Annotated in this window: 17 protein-coding genes and 2 riboswitches; of the genes, 11 read left to right on the top strand and 6 right to left on the bottom strand. The window is 62.2% G+C overall.

The annotated features are described in order from the left end of the window. Nucleotides 1-28: 28 nt before the first annotated feature. Nucleotides 29-589: an ATP-dependent Clp protease proteolytic subunit gene (locus tag BLS51_RS01850; protein ID WP_090179221.1), complete on the bottom strand. Its 561-nt coding sequence runs from the start codon at nucleotides 587-589 to the stop codon at nucleotides 29-31. 121 nt (nucleotides 590-710) lie between these two features. Next, nucleotides 711-797: riboswitch (glycine riboswitch) on the top strand. 9 nt (nucleotides 798-806) lie between these two features. Continuing rightward, a riboswitch (glycine riboswitch) is annotated at nucleotides 807-905 on the top strand. Nucleotides 906-957: 52 nt separating this feature from the next. Between BLS51_RS01850 and gcvT the strand changes: the two genes are divergently transcribed. From gcvT to BLS51_RS01880, 6 genes are all read left to right on the top strand, one after another. After that, nucleotides 958-2,070 (top strand): glycine cleavage system aminomethyltransferase GcvT, encoded by a 1,113-nt coding sequence (gene gcvT / locus BLS51_RS01855; RefSeq protein ID WP_090179218.1) that lies wholly within the window; start codon nucleotides 958-960, stop codon nucleotides 2,068-2,070. 48 nt (nucleotides 2,071-2,118) lie between these two features. Continuing rightward, entirely contained in the window at nucleotides 2,119-2,499 is a 381-nt protein-coding gene (gene gcvH / locus BLS51_RS01860) for a glycine cleavage system protein GcvH (protein ID WP_090179214.1), read from the top strand. Nucleotides 2,500-2,568: 69 nt separating this feature from the next. Continuing rightward, a complete protein-coding gene (gcvP, locus tag BLS51_RS01865) occupies nucleotides 2,569-5,463 on the top strand; it encodes an aminomethyl-transferring glycine dehydrogenase (protein WP_090179211.1) in 2,895 nt (964 codons plus the stop codon). Between the two features lie 85 nt (nucleotides 5,464-5,548). Then, nucleotides 5,549-5,875 carry an ArsR/SmtB family transcription factor gene (locus BLS51_RS01870; protein WP_090179205.1) on the top strand — a complete coding sequence of 109 codons (327 nt, stop codon included), beginning with the start codon at nucleotides 5,549-5,551 and terminating at the stop codon, nucleotides 5,873-5,875. Between the two features lie 8 nt (nucleotides 5,876-5,883). Next, the gene (locus tag BLS51_RS01875) at nucleotides 5,884-6,120 is read left to right on the top strand and encodes a hypothetical protein (protein WP_090179200.1); all 237 of its coding nucleotides are present in this window, start codon (nucleotides 5,884-5,886) and stop codon (nucleotides 6,118-6,120) included. 23 nt (nucleotides 6,121-6,143) lie between these two features. After that, nucleotides 6,144-6,557 carry a hypothetical protein gene (locus tag BLS51_RS01880; protein WP_090179197.1) on the top strand — a complete coding sequence of 138 codons (414 nt, stop codon included), beginning with the start codon at nucleotides 6,144-6,146 and terminating at the stop codon, nucleotides 6,555-6,557. Here BLS51_RS01880 and BLS51_RS01885 read toward each other — a convergent pair. Beyond that, nucleotides 6,554-8,185: a methyl-accepting chemotaxis protein gene (locus tag BLS51_RS01885; RefSeq protein WP_090179194.1), complete on the bottom strand. Its 1,632-nt coding sequence runs from the start codon at nucleotides 8,183-8,185 to the stop codon at nucleotides 6,554-6,556. The genes BLS51_RS01880 and BLS51_RS01885 overlap by 4 nt on opposite strands. Nucleotides 8,186-8,349: 164 nt before the next feature. On the opposite strand from BLS51_RS01885, the gene BLS51_RS01890 reads away from it, so the two are divergent. Then, nucleotides 8,350-8,688: a hypothetical protein gene (locus BLS51_RS01890; RefSeq protein WP_090179190.1), complete on the top strand. Its 339-nt coding sequence runs from the start codon at nucleotides 8,350-8,352 to the stop codon at nucleotides 8,686-8,688. A gap of 80 nt (nucleotides 8,689-8,768) precedes the next feature. Next, entirely contained in the window at nucleotides 8,769-9,440 is a 672-nt protein-coding gene (locus BLS51_RS01895) for a hypothetical protein (RefSeq protein WP_090179187.1), read from the top strand. Here BLS51_RS01895 and BLS51_RS01900 read toward each other — a convergent pair whose 3' ends face one another. From BLS51_RS01900 to BLS51_RS01910, 3 genes are read right to left on the bottom strand one after another with little or no spacing between them, the layout of a single operon-like run. After that, entirely contained in the window at nucleotides 9,441-10,868 is a 1,428-nt protein-coding gene (locus BLS51_RS01900) for a hypothetical protein (protein WP_090179183.1), read from the bottom strand. Continuing rightward, on the bottom strand, nucleotides 10,865-11,575 hold the full coding sequence (locus BLS51_RS01905; protein ID WP_090179181.1) for an ABC transporter ATP-binding protein: 711 nt from the start codon (nucleotides 11,573-11,575) through the stop codon (nucleotides 10,865-10,867). Before BLS51_RS01905 ends, BLS51_RS01900 begins: the two co-directional genes overlap by 4 nt. Continuing rightward, complete coding sequence (locus tag BLS51_RS01910) at nucleotides 11,572-11,958, bottom strand: GntR family transcriptional regulator (protein ID WP_090179177.1); 387 nt, start codon at nucleotides 11,956-11,958, stop codon at nucleotides 11,572-11,574. Before BLS51_RS01910 ends, BLS51_RS01905 begins: the two co-directional genes overlap by 4 nt. Nucleotides 11,959-12,148: 190 nt before the next feature. On the opposite strand from BLS51_RS01910, the gene xth reads away from it, so the two are divergent. From xth to BLS51_RS01925, 3 genes are read left to right on the top strand one after another with little or no spacing between them, the layout of a single operon-like run. Next, a complete protein-coding gene (xth, locus tag BLS51_RS01915; RefSeq protein ID WP_090179174.1) occupies nucleotides 12,149-12,928 on the top strand; it encodes an exodeoxyribonuclease III in 780 nt (259 codons plus the stop codon). Beyond that, nucleotides 12,928-13,689 carry a histidine phosphatase family protein gene (locus BLS51_RS01920; protein WP_090179171.1) on the top strand — a complete coding sequence of 254 codons (762 nt, stop codon included), beginning with the start codon at nucleotides 12,928-12,930 and terminating at the stop codon, nucleotides 13,687-13,689. Before xth ends, BLS51_RS01920 begins: the two co-directional genes overlap by 1 nt. After that, nucleotides 13,686-14,591 carry an NAD(P)H-hydrate dehydratase gene (locus tag BLS51_RS01925; protein ID WP_090179168.1) on the top strand — a complete coding sequence of 302 codons (906 nt, stop codon included), beginning with the start codon at nucleotides 13,686-13,688 and terminating at the stop codon, nucleotides 14,589-14,591. The genes BLS51_RS01920 and BLS51_RS01925 overlap by 4 nt, the downstream gene beginning before the upstream one ends. A 105-nt stretch (nucleotides 14,592-14,696) precedes the next feature. Here BLS51_RS01925 and BLS51_RS01930 read toward each other — a convergent pair whose 3' ends face one another. Next, complete coding sequence (locus BLS51_RS01930; protein ID WP_090179165.1) at nucleotides 14,697-16,361, bottom strand: peptide chain release factor 3; 1,665 nt, start codon at nucleotides 16,359-16,361, stop codon at nucleotides 14,697-14,699. Nucleotides 16,362-16,378 lie beyond the last annotated feature (17 nt).

Below are 16,378 nucleotides of genomic sequence, written 5' to 3' on the forward strand. Positions count from 1 at the left end.
TACATCAAGCGCCGCGAGAATACGGGCTTCAGATGTTGGTCACGCGCTGGCCTTCGGGCGGCACGAAATCTTCGACGCCGTTGATGACGCCGACTTTCAACGCTTCGCCAGCCGTCAGGTGCAGGTCCGAATATTCGTGCGTGCGCCAGTGTTCCTCGCTCAGCTCCACGTGCTTGCGCAGGATCTGCTCGGTGCGGGCATCGTCCGCCTGCAGGCCTTCGACAATGATGCGCAGCGCATCCGGACGGGCGCCGTGCGGCGCGCTGGCGTGCGACTTGTGCACCATGAAGCGCGCGGTGTCGCTGGCATAGCGCTCGGCTCCGGCCAGGAACAGGATCACCGCGATCGACGCCACCGCGCCGGCATTGTAGGTGACGATCTTGATCGGCAGCTTGCTCAGGTAGTTGTACAGGCAGATGCCGTCACTGACATAGCCGCCATTCGACTGGATCAGAATGTGGGCGGTGGTAATGCGGTCTTCGGTCATATCGGCCACCGCGTCGAACACGCGGCGCACCATATCACTGTTAACATCGCCGGACAGCGTAAACCACGCATGCCCGTCGTAATTGTTTTGGTCTTGGCTCATCTGTGGGCTCTCGAAATAATGTGATTTATTCTAGCAAATTGTTGCTTTTTAGGGTTTCCTTCCGTTCATTCGTGCGCGCGCAGGCAAGATTGACATTCAGGCCCTTCTGACATATATTTCCGAGTCTTGATCGGGAGAGGGCAAACTCGCGTTGCCGCCGAAGGGGCACTACCCAAAAACTCTCAGGCAAAAGGACCGGTCAAGGGGCCTGCAATATGGCTCAAACTCTGGAGAGAGGTTGCGGACGCAACCCACCGAAGGGGCGTGCGGAACCTGCTTCCGCTATCTCTCAGGTACCAAGGACAGAGGGGCGCAACATGCTGGAATCATTGTATTCCCTGTTAACCTCTTTTCGTTCGGACCGTACCATGACGCTCAAAGCTACCCCACTCAATAACGCACACCGCGCTGCCGGCGCCCGCATGGTCGATTTCGGCGGCTGGGACATGCCGGTCAACTACGGTTCGCAAATCGAAGAACACAACGCCGTGCGCACCGACGTCGGCATGTTCGACGTGGCGCACATGTGCGTGGTCGACATCAAGGGCGACAATGTGCGCGCCTTCCTGCGCGGCCTGCTGGCCAACAACGTCGACAAGCTGCAAGTGTCGGGCAAGGCGCTCTACTCCTGCATGCTGAATCCAGAGGGCACCGTCATCGACGACCTGATCGTCTACTTCATCAACGAGAACTGGTTCCGCCTGGTGGTCAACGCCGGCACCGCCGAGAAGGACGTGGCGTGGATGCAGCAGCAGAATACCGGCGGCCTGACCATCACCCAGCGCCGCGATGGCGATAACGCCATGGCGCTGATCGCCGTGCAAGGCCCGAACGCGCGCGCCAAGGTATGGGAAGTGATCCCGGAATCGAAAGCGTCCACCGCTGACATGAAGCCATTCAACGTCGCCTTCGCGCAAAGCGCAGCGTTTGGCGAGGCGATGATCGCCCGCACCGGCTACACCGGCGAAGACGGTTTTGAAATCGGCGTCGCCGCCGACAAGGCCGAGCAGTTGTGGAATGCGCTGGCCGCCGCCGGCGTCAAGCCGGCAGGCCTGGGCGCACGCGACACGCTGCGCCTGGAAGCCGGCATGAACCTGTACGGCCAGGACATGGACGAAACCGTGAATCCGCTGGACGCCGGCCTGGCCTGGACCATCGACCTCGTGTCCGAGCGTGATTTCATCGGCAAGGCAGCGCTGCAGGCCAAGGGCCAGAACGCGCAATTCGTCGGCCTGATCCTGCGTGAAAAAGGCGGCGTGCTGCGCGCGCACCAGAAAGTCATCGTGGCCGGCAGCGAAGCCACCGGCGAAATCACCAGCGGCACCTTCAGCCCGACCATGCAGCAGGCGATCGCGCTGGCGCGCGTGCCGATGGGCGTCAATGTCGGCGACACCGTGCACGTGGAAATCCGCGACAAGAAACTGGCCGCGTCTGTGGTTAAATTGCCGTTCGTCCGCAACGGCAAAATCCTGGCTGTTTAATTTCTGGCTGTCTAAATTTATTACTCAATCCCTCTGGAGCATTAGCACATGAACATTCCTGCAGACCTGAAGTACACCGAATCCCACGAGTGGGTACGCGCTGAAGCTGACGGCACCGTCACTGTAGGCATTACCGAGTACGCACAGGACGCACTGGGCGATATCGTCTTCGTCGAACTGCCGAAAGTCGGCACCAGCTACACCGCCGGCGACGACGCCGCCGTGGTGGAGTCGGTAAAAGCCGCTTCCGACATCTACGCACCGGTATCGGGCGAAGTGGTTGCCGTCAACGACGACGTGGTCAATGCGCCAGAGTCGATCAACGCCGATGCTTACGCCAACTGGCTGTTCAAGATCAAGCCAGCCGACGCCGCCGCCATCAACGGCCTGCTGGACGCAGCCGGTTACAGCAAAAACATCGGCGCCTGATCGGCGCCACAAGGCCAGCTCCGCGCTGGCCTTTTTGTCTATCCCTCCTCTAGCCAGCCCTGACAAACCATGACCCGCACCAGCCTGACCCAACTCGAAGCGCGCGACGCTTTCATCGCCCGTCACATCGGCCCGGACGCCACCGAACAGCAGGAGATGCTGTCGGTACTCGGCTACGCCACGCGCGCCGCCCTGATTGACGCCATCGTGCCTGCCAACATCCGCAACAAGGCCGACCTGCCGCTGGGCGCCTACGCACAGCCGATGCCGGAAAACGAAGCGCTGAACAAGCTGAAAAAAATCGCGTCGAAAAACAAGGTACTGAAGTCGCTGATCGGCCAGGGCTACTACAACACGCTGACGCCCAACGTCGTCCTGCGTAACATCTTTGAAAACCCGGCCTGGTACACCGCCTACACGCCTTACCAGCCAGAGATTTCGCAAGGCCGCCTGGAAGCCATCCTGAACTTCCAGCAGACCATCACCGACCTGACCGGCATGGGCATCGCCAATGCCTCCATGCTGGACGAAGGCACTGCTGCCGCCGAGGCGATGACGCTGATACAGCGCGTCAGCAAATCAAAATCCAATGTGTTCTACGTCGCCGACGATGTGCTGCCGCAGACGCTGGAGGTGGTGCAGACCCGCGCCAGGCCGCTGGAGATCGAGGTCAAGCTGTTCCACCCGGCAGAGCTGGCCGGTGTCGGCGAATGCTTCGGCGTGCTGCTGCAATACCCTGGCGTGAACGGCAATGTGCGTGACTACAAGGCCGACGTGGAAGCCATCAAGGCCAAGGGCGCGATGGTGGTAGCCGCCGCCGACCTGCTGGCGCTGACCATGTTGACGCCACCTGGCGAATGGGGCGCCGACGTGGTGGTAGGTAACTCGCAGCGCTTCGGCGTACCGCTGGGCTTCGGCGGCCCGCACGCCGGCTACATGGCCACCCGCGACGAATTCAAACGCTCGATGCCTGGCCGCCTGGTTGGCGTCACCATCGACGCGCAGGGCAACAAGGCCTACCGCCTGGCGCTGCAAACCCGCGAGCAGCACATCCGCCGCGAAAAAGCCACTTCCAACATCTGCACCGCGCAGGTGCTGCTGGCGGTGATGGCGTCGATGTACGCCGTCTACCACGGCCCGCAGGGCCTGCAGCAGATCGCTCAGCGCGTGCACCGCCTGACCGGCGTGCTGGCGTCCAACCTGAAAACGCTGGGCTACACCATCACCAACGACAGCTGGTTCGACACCCTGACCGTCAATGTCAAAAACGCCGAGCAGTTGCATGCATCGGCCCACTCGCACGGCGTCAACCTGCGCGTGATCGACGCCACCCACATCGGCGTGTCGCTGGACGAAACCGCCACCCGCGAAGACATCGCGCTGCTGTGGACCGTGTTCTCGCACCCGATTGGCGGCCCGGCCCATGGCCCGGACTTCGACACCGTCGAAGCCGCCGTCGCACAAGCATTCCCTGAAGCGCTGGCACGTTCGTCGGCCTACCTGACGCACCCGGTCTTCAACCGCTATCACTCGGAAACCGAGATGCTGCGCTACCTGCGCTCGCTGGCCGACAAGGACCTGGCGCTGGACCGCACCATGATCCCGCTGGGCTCCTGCACCATGAAGCTGAATGCCACCAGCGAAATGATCCCGGTGACGTGGCCGGAATTCTCGACCATCCACCCGTTCGCACCGGAAGCGCAAACCGTCGGCTACCGCGAAATGATCGCCTCGCTGGAAGAGATGCTGTGCGCAGTGACCGGCTACGCCGCCATTTCGCTGCAGCCTAACGCCGGTTCGCAGGGCGAATACGCCGGCCTGCTGGTGATCCAGGCTTACCACCAGTCGCGTGGCGAAGGCCACCGCAACATCTGCCTGATTCCATCGTCGGCGCACGGCACCAACCCGGCATCGGCGTCGATGGTCGGCATGCAGGTGGTGGTGACCGCCTGCGACGCCAACGGCAACGTCGACCTGGCCGACCTGAAAGCCAAAGCAGAACAGCACTCCGCAAATCTGGCCTGCGTCATGGTCACCTACCCTTCGACCCACGGCGTGTTTGAAGAAGGCATTCGCGAACTGTGCGACATCGTCCACAGCCACGGCGGCCAGGTGTACGTCGACGGCGCCAACATGAATGCACTGGTCGGCGTGGCCGCACCCGGCGCGTTCGGCGGCGACGTTTCGCACCTGAACCTGCACAAGACCTTCTGCATTCCACACGGCGGTGGTGGCCCGGGCGTCGGCCCGATCGGCGTTGGCGCACACCTGGCCAAGTTCCTGCCGAACCAGCGTTCGACCGGCTATATCCGCGACAACGCCGGCATCGGTTCGGTGTCGGCCGCGCCATACGGCTCGGCATCGATCCTGCCGATTTCGTGGATGTACATCGCCATGATGGGCGCGGAAGGCCTGACCGCTGCGACCGAAACCGCGATCCTCAACGCCAACTACATCGCGCGCCGCCTGTCGCCGCACTTCCCTGTTCTGTACGCGGGCCACGACGGCCTGGTGGCGCATGAGTGCATTATCGACCTGCGCCCGCTGCAGGACGCCACCGGCATCAGCAACGAAGACGTGGCCAAACGCCTGATGGACTTCGGCTTCCACGCACCGACCATGTCGTTCCCGGTGCCGGGCACGCTGATGATCGAGCCGACCGAATCGGAATCGAAAGCCGAGATGGACCGCTTCATCGACGCCATGATCGCCATCCGCAGCGAGATCGCCAAAGTGGAAAGCGGCGAGTTCGACAAGCTGAACAACCCGCTGAAGTTCGCGCCGCACACCGCTGAAGTGCTGACCGCCGACGTCTGGGACCGCAAGTACTCGCGTGAAGTGGCTGCCTATCCGCTGCCATCGCTGCGCAAGCAGAAGTACTGGCCGCCAGTCGGCCGCGCCGACAACGTCTACGGCGACCGCAACCTGTTCTGCGGCTGCGCGCCGATCAGCGACTACGAATAAGCGCGTATCGCTCCACTGAAGTCCCGGCCACGCGCCGGGATTTTTTTTGCTTGCGTTGCTTACACCTGTCAGGTATTCTTTACACATGAAATCAAAACATCTCACAGGCGATCAGTTGCTGGCAGCGTTGGCGGCGCTGTCCAACCCGCACCGTTTGCGGGTGGTGGCGGCGCTGGCGTCCGGTGGGCGGAATTATGTCAGCCAGCTGGCGCGCGAGTTGAATATCAGCCGCCCCTTGCTGCATCTGCATTTGCAGAAACTGGAGGAAGCCGGGCTGGTGACCAGCCAGATGGAATTGTCGGAAGATGGCAAGGCGTTGAACTTTTTCGACACCACGCGCTTCGCCATCGACCTGACGCCCGCGATGATCGCTGAAGCAGTGGCAACCCTGACCAACAACCCTGAAAAATAGAGGCGCATATGTCTGAACCCGTTTATCTGACCACCCTGGCCATCTTCTTCGGCACCATCTTCATGATCTTCCTGGTGCGCGCACAGACCACCATCAAGAAGGCGCAGCTGCAAGCCGAGAACGAAGCCTCCTACCGCGCCATCGCCGAACGCGCGGTCGCCGCGCAGGAGCAGGCTGCCGCTGCGCTGGCCGACCTGCAAACGCGCATCATCGCCATCGAAAAAGTGCTGAAAGAAGTCGAATAATCCCAACCACGGAGAGCTACGCCATGCCACAAGTATCGCTGTTTCGCCTGTATTCGCTGAGAGCCGTCTATCTGATTATCGCGCTGGGACTGGCGCTGGTGGTATGGCCAGGTGTGCTCCAGCACGCCGAGCCGTGGGGCCTGGCGCAGGGTGTGGTCAAGTGCATGCTGACCGCGTTTAGCCTGCTGTGCATCATTGGCATCCGCTATCCGCTGCAGATGCTGCCGGTGCTGTTCTGGGAGCTGATCTGGAAGTCGTTGTGGCTGCTGCTGGTCGCCATGCCGGCCTGGCAAAGCGGCACCATGGACGACAGCATCGCCGGCACGGCGATCGAATGCGCGGTCGCCATCATCATCCCGCTGGCCATGCCGTGGCGCTACGTCTTCGCCCACTACATCCGCAAGGATGGCGACCGCTGGCGCGCCGTCGCCGCCTAATTCCGCACCGACGCCAGCCGCAGCCGCACCACGCGCTGGCTGCCGGCCGGGCGCGTATTATCCGGCGGTTCCGCCCCTTCATCCAGCTTGAAGGTGGCCACCGCTTCCGATAGATACAGCGCCTGCCGCTGCAAACTGCTGGCGGCAGCAGCGGCCTGCTGGACCAGCGCCAGATTCTGCTGCGTCACCTGATCCATGCTGACGACGGCCTGCTGCACCTCCTGCACGTCCTGCGCCTGCTGCACATTGCCGTTGCCGATCTGTTCCAGCAGCTTGCCGACCTGGCGTGCCGAATCGGCGATTTCCGCCATGCTGGCGCCGGCTTCCTCCACCGAGCGGGTGCCGTAATCGATGTCTGCCACGGCATCCGCCACCGCCGCCTTGATGTCCAGCGCCGCCGACGCCGAGCGCTGCGCCAGCGTGCGCACCTCGCCGGCGACGATCGCAAAGCGCTGCCCATGCTCGCCGGCGCGGGCCGCCTCCATCGATGCGCTCAGCGCCAGCATATGCGTCTGCACCGCCAGGCCATCGATGATGCCGGCCACCTCCACCACGCGCCGCGAGCTGCCGCGCAGCGACGCCATCGTCACCACCAGCCGCTGCACCACACTGCCGCTGCGCGCGGCAAAGCTGTTGGTGCAGTGGGCCAGTTCGCCCGCCAGTTCAGCATCGCTGGCAAGCTGTGACACCCGCGTGCTGATCTGCTGCATGGTACTGCCGGCACTCCCCAGCGTGCCGACCTGCGCGTGGCCACGACGGGCCAGCAGCGCGTTGCCGTGGGCGATCTCGCGCGAGGCGCTGTCGATGGAATGCGCCGTCGCCAGAATGGTTTTCAAGGTGGTGTTGAGGTTGCGGATGCTGGTGTCCAGCGCGCGCGAGGTTTCGGCGATTTCGTCCTTGCCGTAGACGCGCTGGCGCACCGTCAGGTTGCCCTCGGCAAGGTCAAGCGCCGCCGCGCCGATCTCGCGCACCTCCTTCAGCATGGCGTTGCGCACCGCCATGCTGACCAGCAGCGAGAGCGCGATCGACAAGGCCACCACAATCGGCATCCAGGTCGACAGCACGCGAAAATCGGTTTCGGCGTCGGCGTAGGCGCGCTCGCTCAGACTTTGCTCCAGCCGGCTGAGTTCCTGCAAGCGCTGCTCGACCACATCAAACGCCCGCCCTGCCTTGGCCATGGCGTTGGCCGCGATCGACTGATCGGCCATCGCCAGCTCGATCACCTCGCGCACCGCCTTGACGTAGACCGCGTGCGCGGCTTGTGACTGCGCCACGAAGCGCCGCTCGGCCGGATCACCCTGGGTGGCGATTTCCAGCTGCGCGAACTGGCGGTCCAGCGCCGCGTGGTGCAGGTTGATCTCGCGCACCAGCGCATCCACCCGCGATGCCGAAAAGCTGCCGTTGACCCAGGTCAGCAGCTGGTAGATTTGCGTGTGCGCCTGGTGCGCGCTGGCCACCAGGTCGGCTGCCGCCTTCAGGCGCACGGCGCGTTGCTGTACCATGTTGTCGAGCGACTGGTTCTGCCGCAACAGGCCAAGGTAGGCGCCTGCCGACAACGCAATCAGCAAGATCAGCACCACGCCTGGCGCCAGCAGCAGCTTCGGCCCTATCCGCAGTTTACTGAGCATGGCCTGCACGACACGCGGCGTGCGCCACGCAAGTCGCCAGCACAGCGATAATAGTCGAAGCACGCATGATTCCCCCTCGCAGCCAAGATGTTGTAATCTACGCTCGCTGCCGATGAGCAATCTTGCGTTCGATCAATCGGCATAAAGTAACAACAGGAGCGATATTGAAAGCATCAACGGCACCAGCACTCATTTCCGCCTTGCTGTTCCCCGGACTAGGCCATCTGGCGCTGCGGCCACGGCGCACAGTGCGCGGCATGCTGTTCCTGGTCCCTGCGGCGATTGCCGTGTTATACCTGCTGCGGACCGTATTGCAACTGGCCAGCCAGCTGGCGGACGAGATCACCAGCGGCAAACTGGCTATCGATCCGTTCGTCATTCTGGAGCGCGTGCACGCCTCCGGTGTCGACAACGCCGCCACCAACCTCGCCTCGGCGGTGGTATTCATCTGCTGGATCGGTGCGGCGGTGGATGTGTTGTGGCTCAGCCGTAAATTATCCTGACTGTAATGTTACCCGCCGGCACGGACTGATAGAATCGGCCGCACTGTGATCCCGTCGCGATCCCTGCCCCTGATACCCTGATGACCTTGCTGAACACCCTGACCCGGTCGCACCGCGCGATCGGCGCTGGCCTGCTGGCCTGCGCCTCCCTGCCCGCCCACGCCGGCCGCCCGCTGACGGTGGACGATGCCGCCATCGCCTCGCCTGGCCAATGCCAGTTGGAGACTTACGCCCAGCGCGCCGGCGAGACACGTGAATACTGGGCGACGCCCGCGTGCAACGTCGGCGGCGACTGGGAACTGGCGGTCGGCGGCGCCTGGATGGAGGATGACGCCAGCCGTACCCACTATGCACGCCTGCAGGCCAAGACCGTGTTCAAGACGCTGGAAGCCGGCGGCTGGGGTATCGGCATGGTGCTGGCCAACCAGTTCCGCACCGGACGCGGGCTGGACGGCGACCTGTCGCTGAATGTGCCACTCAGCTTTTCACTGCTTGCTGACAATGTGCTGCTGCACCTGAACGCCGGCGTGGTGCGCACGCAAGCCACGCGCAGCACCGATGCCACGTGGGGCATCGGCGCCGAGTTCAAACTCAACGAACGCAACTCGCTAACGGCAGAAGGCTATGGCCAGCAGCGCGGCCGGCCGCGTTTTCAGCTTGGCTACGCCCACGCGCTGCTTCCCGACCACCTGCAAATCGACTGCACTATGGGCAAGCGCATCGTGACGCTCGGGCTGGTGCTGCAAAACTGATCAAGCCGCCAGCCGGCCAGCAGGCAATACCGGTGGCATCGCCATCAGCTTGCGCCAGCGCATGGCCAGATTGATGGCGGCGGCGATGCCGGACGCCACACCAATTTCGTACCACGGAAAGGCTGGCGCCCGGTCCGCAACGGCCATGATGGCAAGAATGATCAACGTCACCAGCACGATGGCCACCATACCGTCGAGTCTGCCGCTGTCTGGCTGCATGGTGGCATAATCGCGCATCAGCGGCCTTGCAACCCACAACATTCCCATCGCCAGCGCAAAGCTGCTGCCACGCAGGCCGAATCTACCCATGGCAACCGAATCCAGCACCACAGCGCAGACCAGCGTCACCAACCATACGCAGAAGAAGCGGCGCAGCAGCGTCTTGCCGATCATACGGTTGATATCGGCAACGGCTGGCGCGGCCGGCGTCAGGAAATACATGCGTTGCTCGGCGCTGTAGCGTGGCACGTTGTCGACCACGCTGATGACATAAGCAAGCGCGGCGCTCAGTTGCAGGCAGCCTGCCGCCGCCAGCACGCCGCTGCGGTTGCCACCGTCCAGGCAGAGCATGCCAATTACCAACGCGCCCACCGTCGTCAGCAGCGCATAGGCCATATAGCTGCCGCCGTACGCGGCCGGCCCCAGCACATGCATCATCCTGCGCGCCGGAGCGACGCCGGGCTGGCTATCTTGGCGTAGCGCGCCAGCATACAGGCGCCCGATCCATCGCTGCCAACGCTGACCGCCCTGCACCGCCGATATTTTGGCGGTCTTGCCGGCCATGGCGTTCTGCTGGCGGGTAAACCTGGCGTGCCATGCCCAATGCCGTTCTCCGCCCCGAGGAAAAATCAGCTGCAAGCCGCAGGCGCCCAATGGCAGCATGATGAGCACGCCGACGGCAGTAAGCAGCAGTTCCCGATCAATCGCGATCAGGACATGCGGCAGAACGTTGAACACCAGCGGTATGATCGCCGGAACCACGAAAGCCATCACCCAGGCCAGCACATTAAATCGATGCATGAACATCGACAACGTGGAAATTGTCATGCCTGCCAACAGGCCGTAGCCGGGATGACCAAACACCACGCCGGTCAGCAGCCCCAGCAGCACGGAATTGGCGCAGTAAAGCGCGGCGGTCAGCACCATCAGACGCGAGCGCAAGTGCGGCACCAGGCAGGCGTATTCCGGACGGTTCTGTAGCACGGCGCTGCTCATGAAGGAACCGCACCACGTTTGCAGCATGCCCCAGGGCACGGCAATCATCAGCAGCGGCAGCGGCGCCTCCGTACCGGCGCTGTACAGACTGAGCAGAACAATTTCCGCCACCACCAGCAGCAGCGTGATGCGCTTCATCATCCGGAAGCTCGCCGTATTGTTGACCAGTTGCGCAAGCAGGATGCGATACCCGTGGCGGGTGGCGGCGTTCATTTGGTCACCTCAAAGAACAAATCCTCCAGGCTGAGATTTTTACCCTCAAGCAACTCATCCATGGGGCCTTGCAGCACGATTTTGCCGCCTTGCAGGAACGCCACGTCCAGCGCCACCCGCTCCAGGTCGGACAGGATATGGGTGGAAAAGATGACAGTGGTGTCGCGTTCCACCACGCTGCTGATGAGTTCTTGCAAAAATTCCCGACGGCCGGCCGGGTCCAGGCTGGCGACTGGCTCGTCCAGCACCAGCAATTTCGGATCGTGGGCCAAGGCGCGGATGATCGACAAGCGCTGCTTTTGCCCGCCTGATAGCTGACTGATCTGCTTGTCCTTGAGTTCGCCTCCGAAACCCCAGCGCTGGACCAGGGCGTCCACCTTGACCTGATTCCAGCGCGGGTACAAGGCCTTGAAATAGTCGAGAAGTTGCACTGGCGTCAACCACTCAAACAGCTCGGATTTTTGCGGAACGTAGCCAATATTCGCGCGGATTTCGTTGTCCATTGCCTTTTGGCCGAATAGCGCGATGCTGCCTGCGTCGGCTTCCCGCAGTCCCAGCAGGCATTCCAGAAGGGTTGACTTACCGGCGCCATTGCGGCCGAGCAAGCCAATGACCTTGCCTGGTTCAATATTCCAGTTAATTCCCTGCAATACCTGCTGCTTACCGAAAGCTTTATGCAGATTCGCAATGTCGACAATTGACTTCATTTATTTTCTCCAAGAATTTTGGTGAACAGTGCGATAACGGTTTCCGCATCCAATTCCAATTGCCTGGCTTCAGCGGCTGCTCGCTCCAGCGTTGGAATCAACAGCGTCTCGCGTCCCTGTGGCTTACTCCCTTCGGCTACCCGCATGCCGATACCTCGTGCACGGCTTAATAAACCTTCGATTTCCAGCATGTTATAAGCTTTGGATACCGTCATTGGATTCACTGCCAATGCCACGGCCACATCACGCACCGACGGTAAAATGTCACCGGGTTTCAATACAGCTGCGGCAATTAATCGCCGGACCTGTTCGATCAATTGGCGATAGATAGGATCGGACGATCCGGTCGCTATCGAGAACAGGCTGGAAGTATGCGGGGCCATGATGGTTGTATTTGTGTATTAGTTGAATAATACAGTAATCTCAACCTGAGTAGATGTCAAGCTCCTTGTGTCGTCCGCTTGCCGGGACATGCCAGTGGTGAGCACGAACACGCCAACAACTGGCATGACTGCACGGTTTTTCGTGCGCTGGCGCACGTGCAACAGGGGCTGGGCAGCGCATACTTGTCTTATGCGTATCGCCACCTTCAACGTCAACGGCATAGGTGCCCGCCTCCCTGCCCTGCTGCAATGGCTGGAAGAAACCCGGCCGGATGTCGTCTGCCTGCAAGAATTAAAAGCGCCACAGGAGAAATTCCCGGTGGATGCGATTAATGCGGCGGGTTATCAAGCTATCTGGCACGGTCAAAAGAGCTGGAACGGCGTAGCAATATTGGCACGTGGGCAGTTGCCTATCGAAACAGGACGACGCCTGCCCGGTGATCCGGAAGATAGCCAAAGCCGGTATATCGAAGCGGTGGTGGATGGGATATTAATCGGTGGTTTATATCTGCCTAATGGCAATCCCGCGTCAGGTCCAAAATTCGATTACAAATTAAAATGGTTCGAGCGGCTGATCGTGCATGCCGAAAAACTGCTGGATAGTCCTGCGATATTGGCCGGCGATTTTAATGTCATGCCAACAGAGCTGGATGTTTACAAGCCCGAGCGCTGGCTGGATGACGCATTATTTCGTCCCGAAGTCAGGGAAGCCTATCATCGCCTGCTGGCGCAAGGCTGGACTGATGCGCTCCGCACCATGCATCCGGGTGAAAAGATTTATACGTTCTGGGATTATTTCCGCAACGCATATGGCCGTGACGCGGGACTGCGCATTGATCACCTGCTGCTCAGCCCATCGCTGGCACCGGCGCTCGTCAAAGCCGAGGTCGACCGTGAAGTGCGCGGACGCGAGAAGCCCAGCGATCACACCCCGGTGTGGGTCGAACTCGATCTCAAAAGGATAGGCTAATGGAACAGAAATGGCCGCAGCAACTCTGGCTGGTCCGGCATGGGCAAAGCGCCGGCAATGTCGCGCGCGATGCCGCTGAAGTGGGAAAACAATTCCTGATCGATATTGCCGACCGTGACGTCGACGTGCCGTTATCCAAACTGGGACAGCGTCAATCCGTCGCCATGAGCGCGTGGTTTCAGGCTCTCGGGCCCGAAGCGCAGCCGACTGTGGTGCTGTACTCCCCGTATGTGCGGGCACGCGCCACCGCCCAGGCGGTACTGGAACGGCTGGACCGCGAGCAGCTGACCATCGCCGTTGACGAACGCCTGCGCGAAAAGGAATTCGGCATTCTCGACCGGCTGACGCCGCTGGGCATCCACGACAAATATCCCGAACTGGCCGAGCAGCGTGCCCACGTCGGAAAGTTTTACTTCCGGCCACCTGGCGGCGAAAGCTGGTGCGACGTCATTCTGCGGCTGCGCAGCGTAATAGACACGATCAGCCGGGAATACCGGGGCGAACGCGTGCTGATTGTCGCGCACCAGGTCATCGTCAACTGCTTCCGCTACCTGCTGGAGCGGCTGGATGAGGACGCCATTCTCGCCATCGATCGCGCCAGCGACGTGCCGAATTGCGGCATCACCGAATACCGTTTCGACCCGGAGGCAGGCAAGCATGGCAAGCTGATGCTGGTGCAAGCCAACTTTGTCGCCCCGCTGGAGCAATCCGGCACGCCGGTGACGCATGAAAAAGACCAGCCAGCGGCGGCCAACCCATGAACGACACCATCAACGCCCGTCTGCTACGTGACTGGCCGCTGCCGATGCCGGAGGCCGATGCCGACAAAGATGCACGAGGATACGTGCTGATCATCGCCGGATCGAAGGAGATGCCGGGCGCCGTGCTGCTTGCCGCCAACGCAGCCCTGCGTGCCGGCACCGGCAAGCTGGTAATTGCCACGGCGGCCAGCGTAGCGCCACAAATCGGCGTCGCCGTGCCGGAAGCACGCGTGATTGGCCTGCCAGAGACAGCAGAAGGCGGCCTGCGAGTCGACGATAGCGGCGCCGTGCAGCACGTTGCCGGCCAAGCCAGCGCCGTCCTGATCGGCCCCGGCATGCAAGACGACGCCGCTTGCTGCCAGCTGGTCCGCGCGCTGCTGCCCTGCTGTGCCGACAAACCACTGATACTTGATGCGGCTGGCATGAGCATCGCCGCGCGCGACGCCGACTGCAACGAAGCACAGACGCCGGGCGGCTTCCGCTTCACGAGTCCCGTGCTGCTGACGCCGCATGCAGGCGAACTCGCCGGCCTGACCGGCGCCGACAAGGCCGACATCCAGTCGCAGCCGGAAGCGGCCGCGCGGCTGGCGGCGCAGCGCTGGCACGCCACGGTAGTATTAAAAGGTGCACTAACGGTCATCGCCGACGCCAGCGCGCAGCAGTGGCGCCACGAAGGCGGCAACACCGGCCTGGCGATCTCCGGCTCAGGAGACGTACTGGCCGGCATCATCACCGGCCTGGCCGCACGCGGCGCGCCGCTGGAACAAGCAGCCGCCTGGGGCGTCGCGTTACACGCGATGGCCGGCGAGCAGCTGACCCTGAAGCACGGCCCGCTAGGCTACCTGGCGCGCGAAATCAGCACCGAAGTCCCCGCCCTCCTGCGCGCCCTCGCCACCAACTAAATCCGGGGTCAGTTCTGCCAAACGTACACGGGCTCAACAGCAACGCTGTTGAGCCCGTGTACGTTTGGCAGAACTGACCCCGGAGTTTGAACTGACCCCGGAGTTTTACAGCTTGGCGGAGTGTTCGCGGGTGGCGTGGAATTGCAGCTTCGGCCAGCGCTCTTGCGTCAGGCGCAGGTTGACGCTGGATGTGGCCAGGTAGGCCAGGTTGCCGGCGGCGTCGTAGGCGACGTTGTGGCCTAACTGGTCTTCGAAGTCCGACAGCGCTTTCCGGTCGTCGCTGGAGACCCAGCGCGCGCTGCTGATGCTGGTGCTTTCGAACACGGCGTCTACGCCGTATTCGTTCAGCAGGCGGCTGGCGACTACTTCAAACTGCAGCACACCGACTGCGCCCAGCACCAGCTCGCCACCTTGCACCGGCTTGAAGACCTGTACCGCGCCTTCTTCGCCCAGCTGTTGCAGACCTTTGTGCAACTGCTTGATCTTCAGCGGGTTGCGGATGCGTACCTGGCGGAAGAAGTCCGGCGCGAAGAATGGAATGCCGGTGAACGTCAGCTGTTCGCCTTCGGTGAACGAGTCGCCAATCTGCATATTGCCGTGGTTAGGCAGGCCGATGATGTCGCCGGCATACGCTTCTTCCACCTGTTCGCGCGTCGATGCCATGAAGGTCACCACCGACGACAGCTTGACTTCACGCCCCAGGCGCAGGTGCTTGACCTTCATGCCACGCTCGAAACGGCCCGAGCATACCCGCAGGAAGGCGATGCGGTCGCGGTGCGCCGGGTCCATATTGGCCTGGATTTTGAACACGAAGCCGGTGAACGGCTCTTCTTTCGGATCGACCGAACGCACCGTGGCGTCACGCTCGCGCGGCGCCGGCGCCCAGTCGACCAGCGCCGACAGGATCTCGCGCACGCCGAAGTTGTTGATCGCTGAACCGAAGAACACCGGCGTCTGCACGCCCGCCAGGAATTGCTCCAGGTTGAAGGGATTCGAGGCGCCGTGCACCAGCTCGACTTCCATGCGCAACTGATCCATCTCCAGCGGGAACATTTCCTGCAGGCGCGGATTGTCGATGCCTTCGATCAGCTCGAAAGCGCCGTCAGCTTTTTCCTCACCAGCCTTGAACAGCATGATGGTGTCGTTCAGCAGGTGGTACACACCGCGGAAATTCTTGCCCATGCCGATCGGCCAGGTCACCGGCGCGCACTGGATCTTCAGCACCGATTCCAGCTCGTCCAGCAGTTCCAGCGGGTCGCGGGTTTCGCGGTCCAGCTTGTTCATGAAGGTGACGATCGGCGTATTGCGCATGCGGCAGACGTCCAGCAGCTTGATGGTCTGCGCTTCCACGCCCTTGGCGGCGTCGATCACCATCAGCGCCGAGTCGACGGCGGTCAGCACGCGGTAGGTATCTTCCGAGAAGTCCTGGTGGCCCGGCGTATCCAGCAGGTTGACCACGTGGTCGCGGAATTCAAACTGCATCACCGACGAGGCCACCGAAATGCCGCGCTGCTTCTCGATCTCCATCCAGTCCGAGGTCGCATGGCGGCCCGATTTACGCGCCTTGACCGTCCCGGCCATCTGGATCGCGCCCGAGAACAGCAGCAGCTTTTCGGTCAGCGTGGTTTTACCCGCATCCGGGTGGGAGATGATGCCGAAAGTACGGCGGCGCTGGACTTCACGGGCGATCAGCGCTGGCGTTTTGGCACCAGCGGCCGCAACGGCGTCGTCATTATTCTCGGGGATTGTGTTTTCGGTATCGTTGACCATGTGTTCTGCGATCTGAG

The organism is Duganella sp. OV510, assembly GCF_900100205.1.
In the GTDB taxonomy this organism is placed as follows: Bacteria; Pseudomonadota; Gammaproteobacteria; order Burkholderiales; family Burkholderiaceae_D; genus Rugamonas.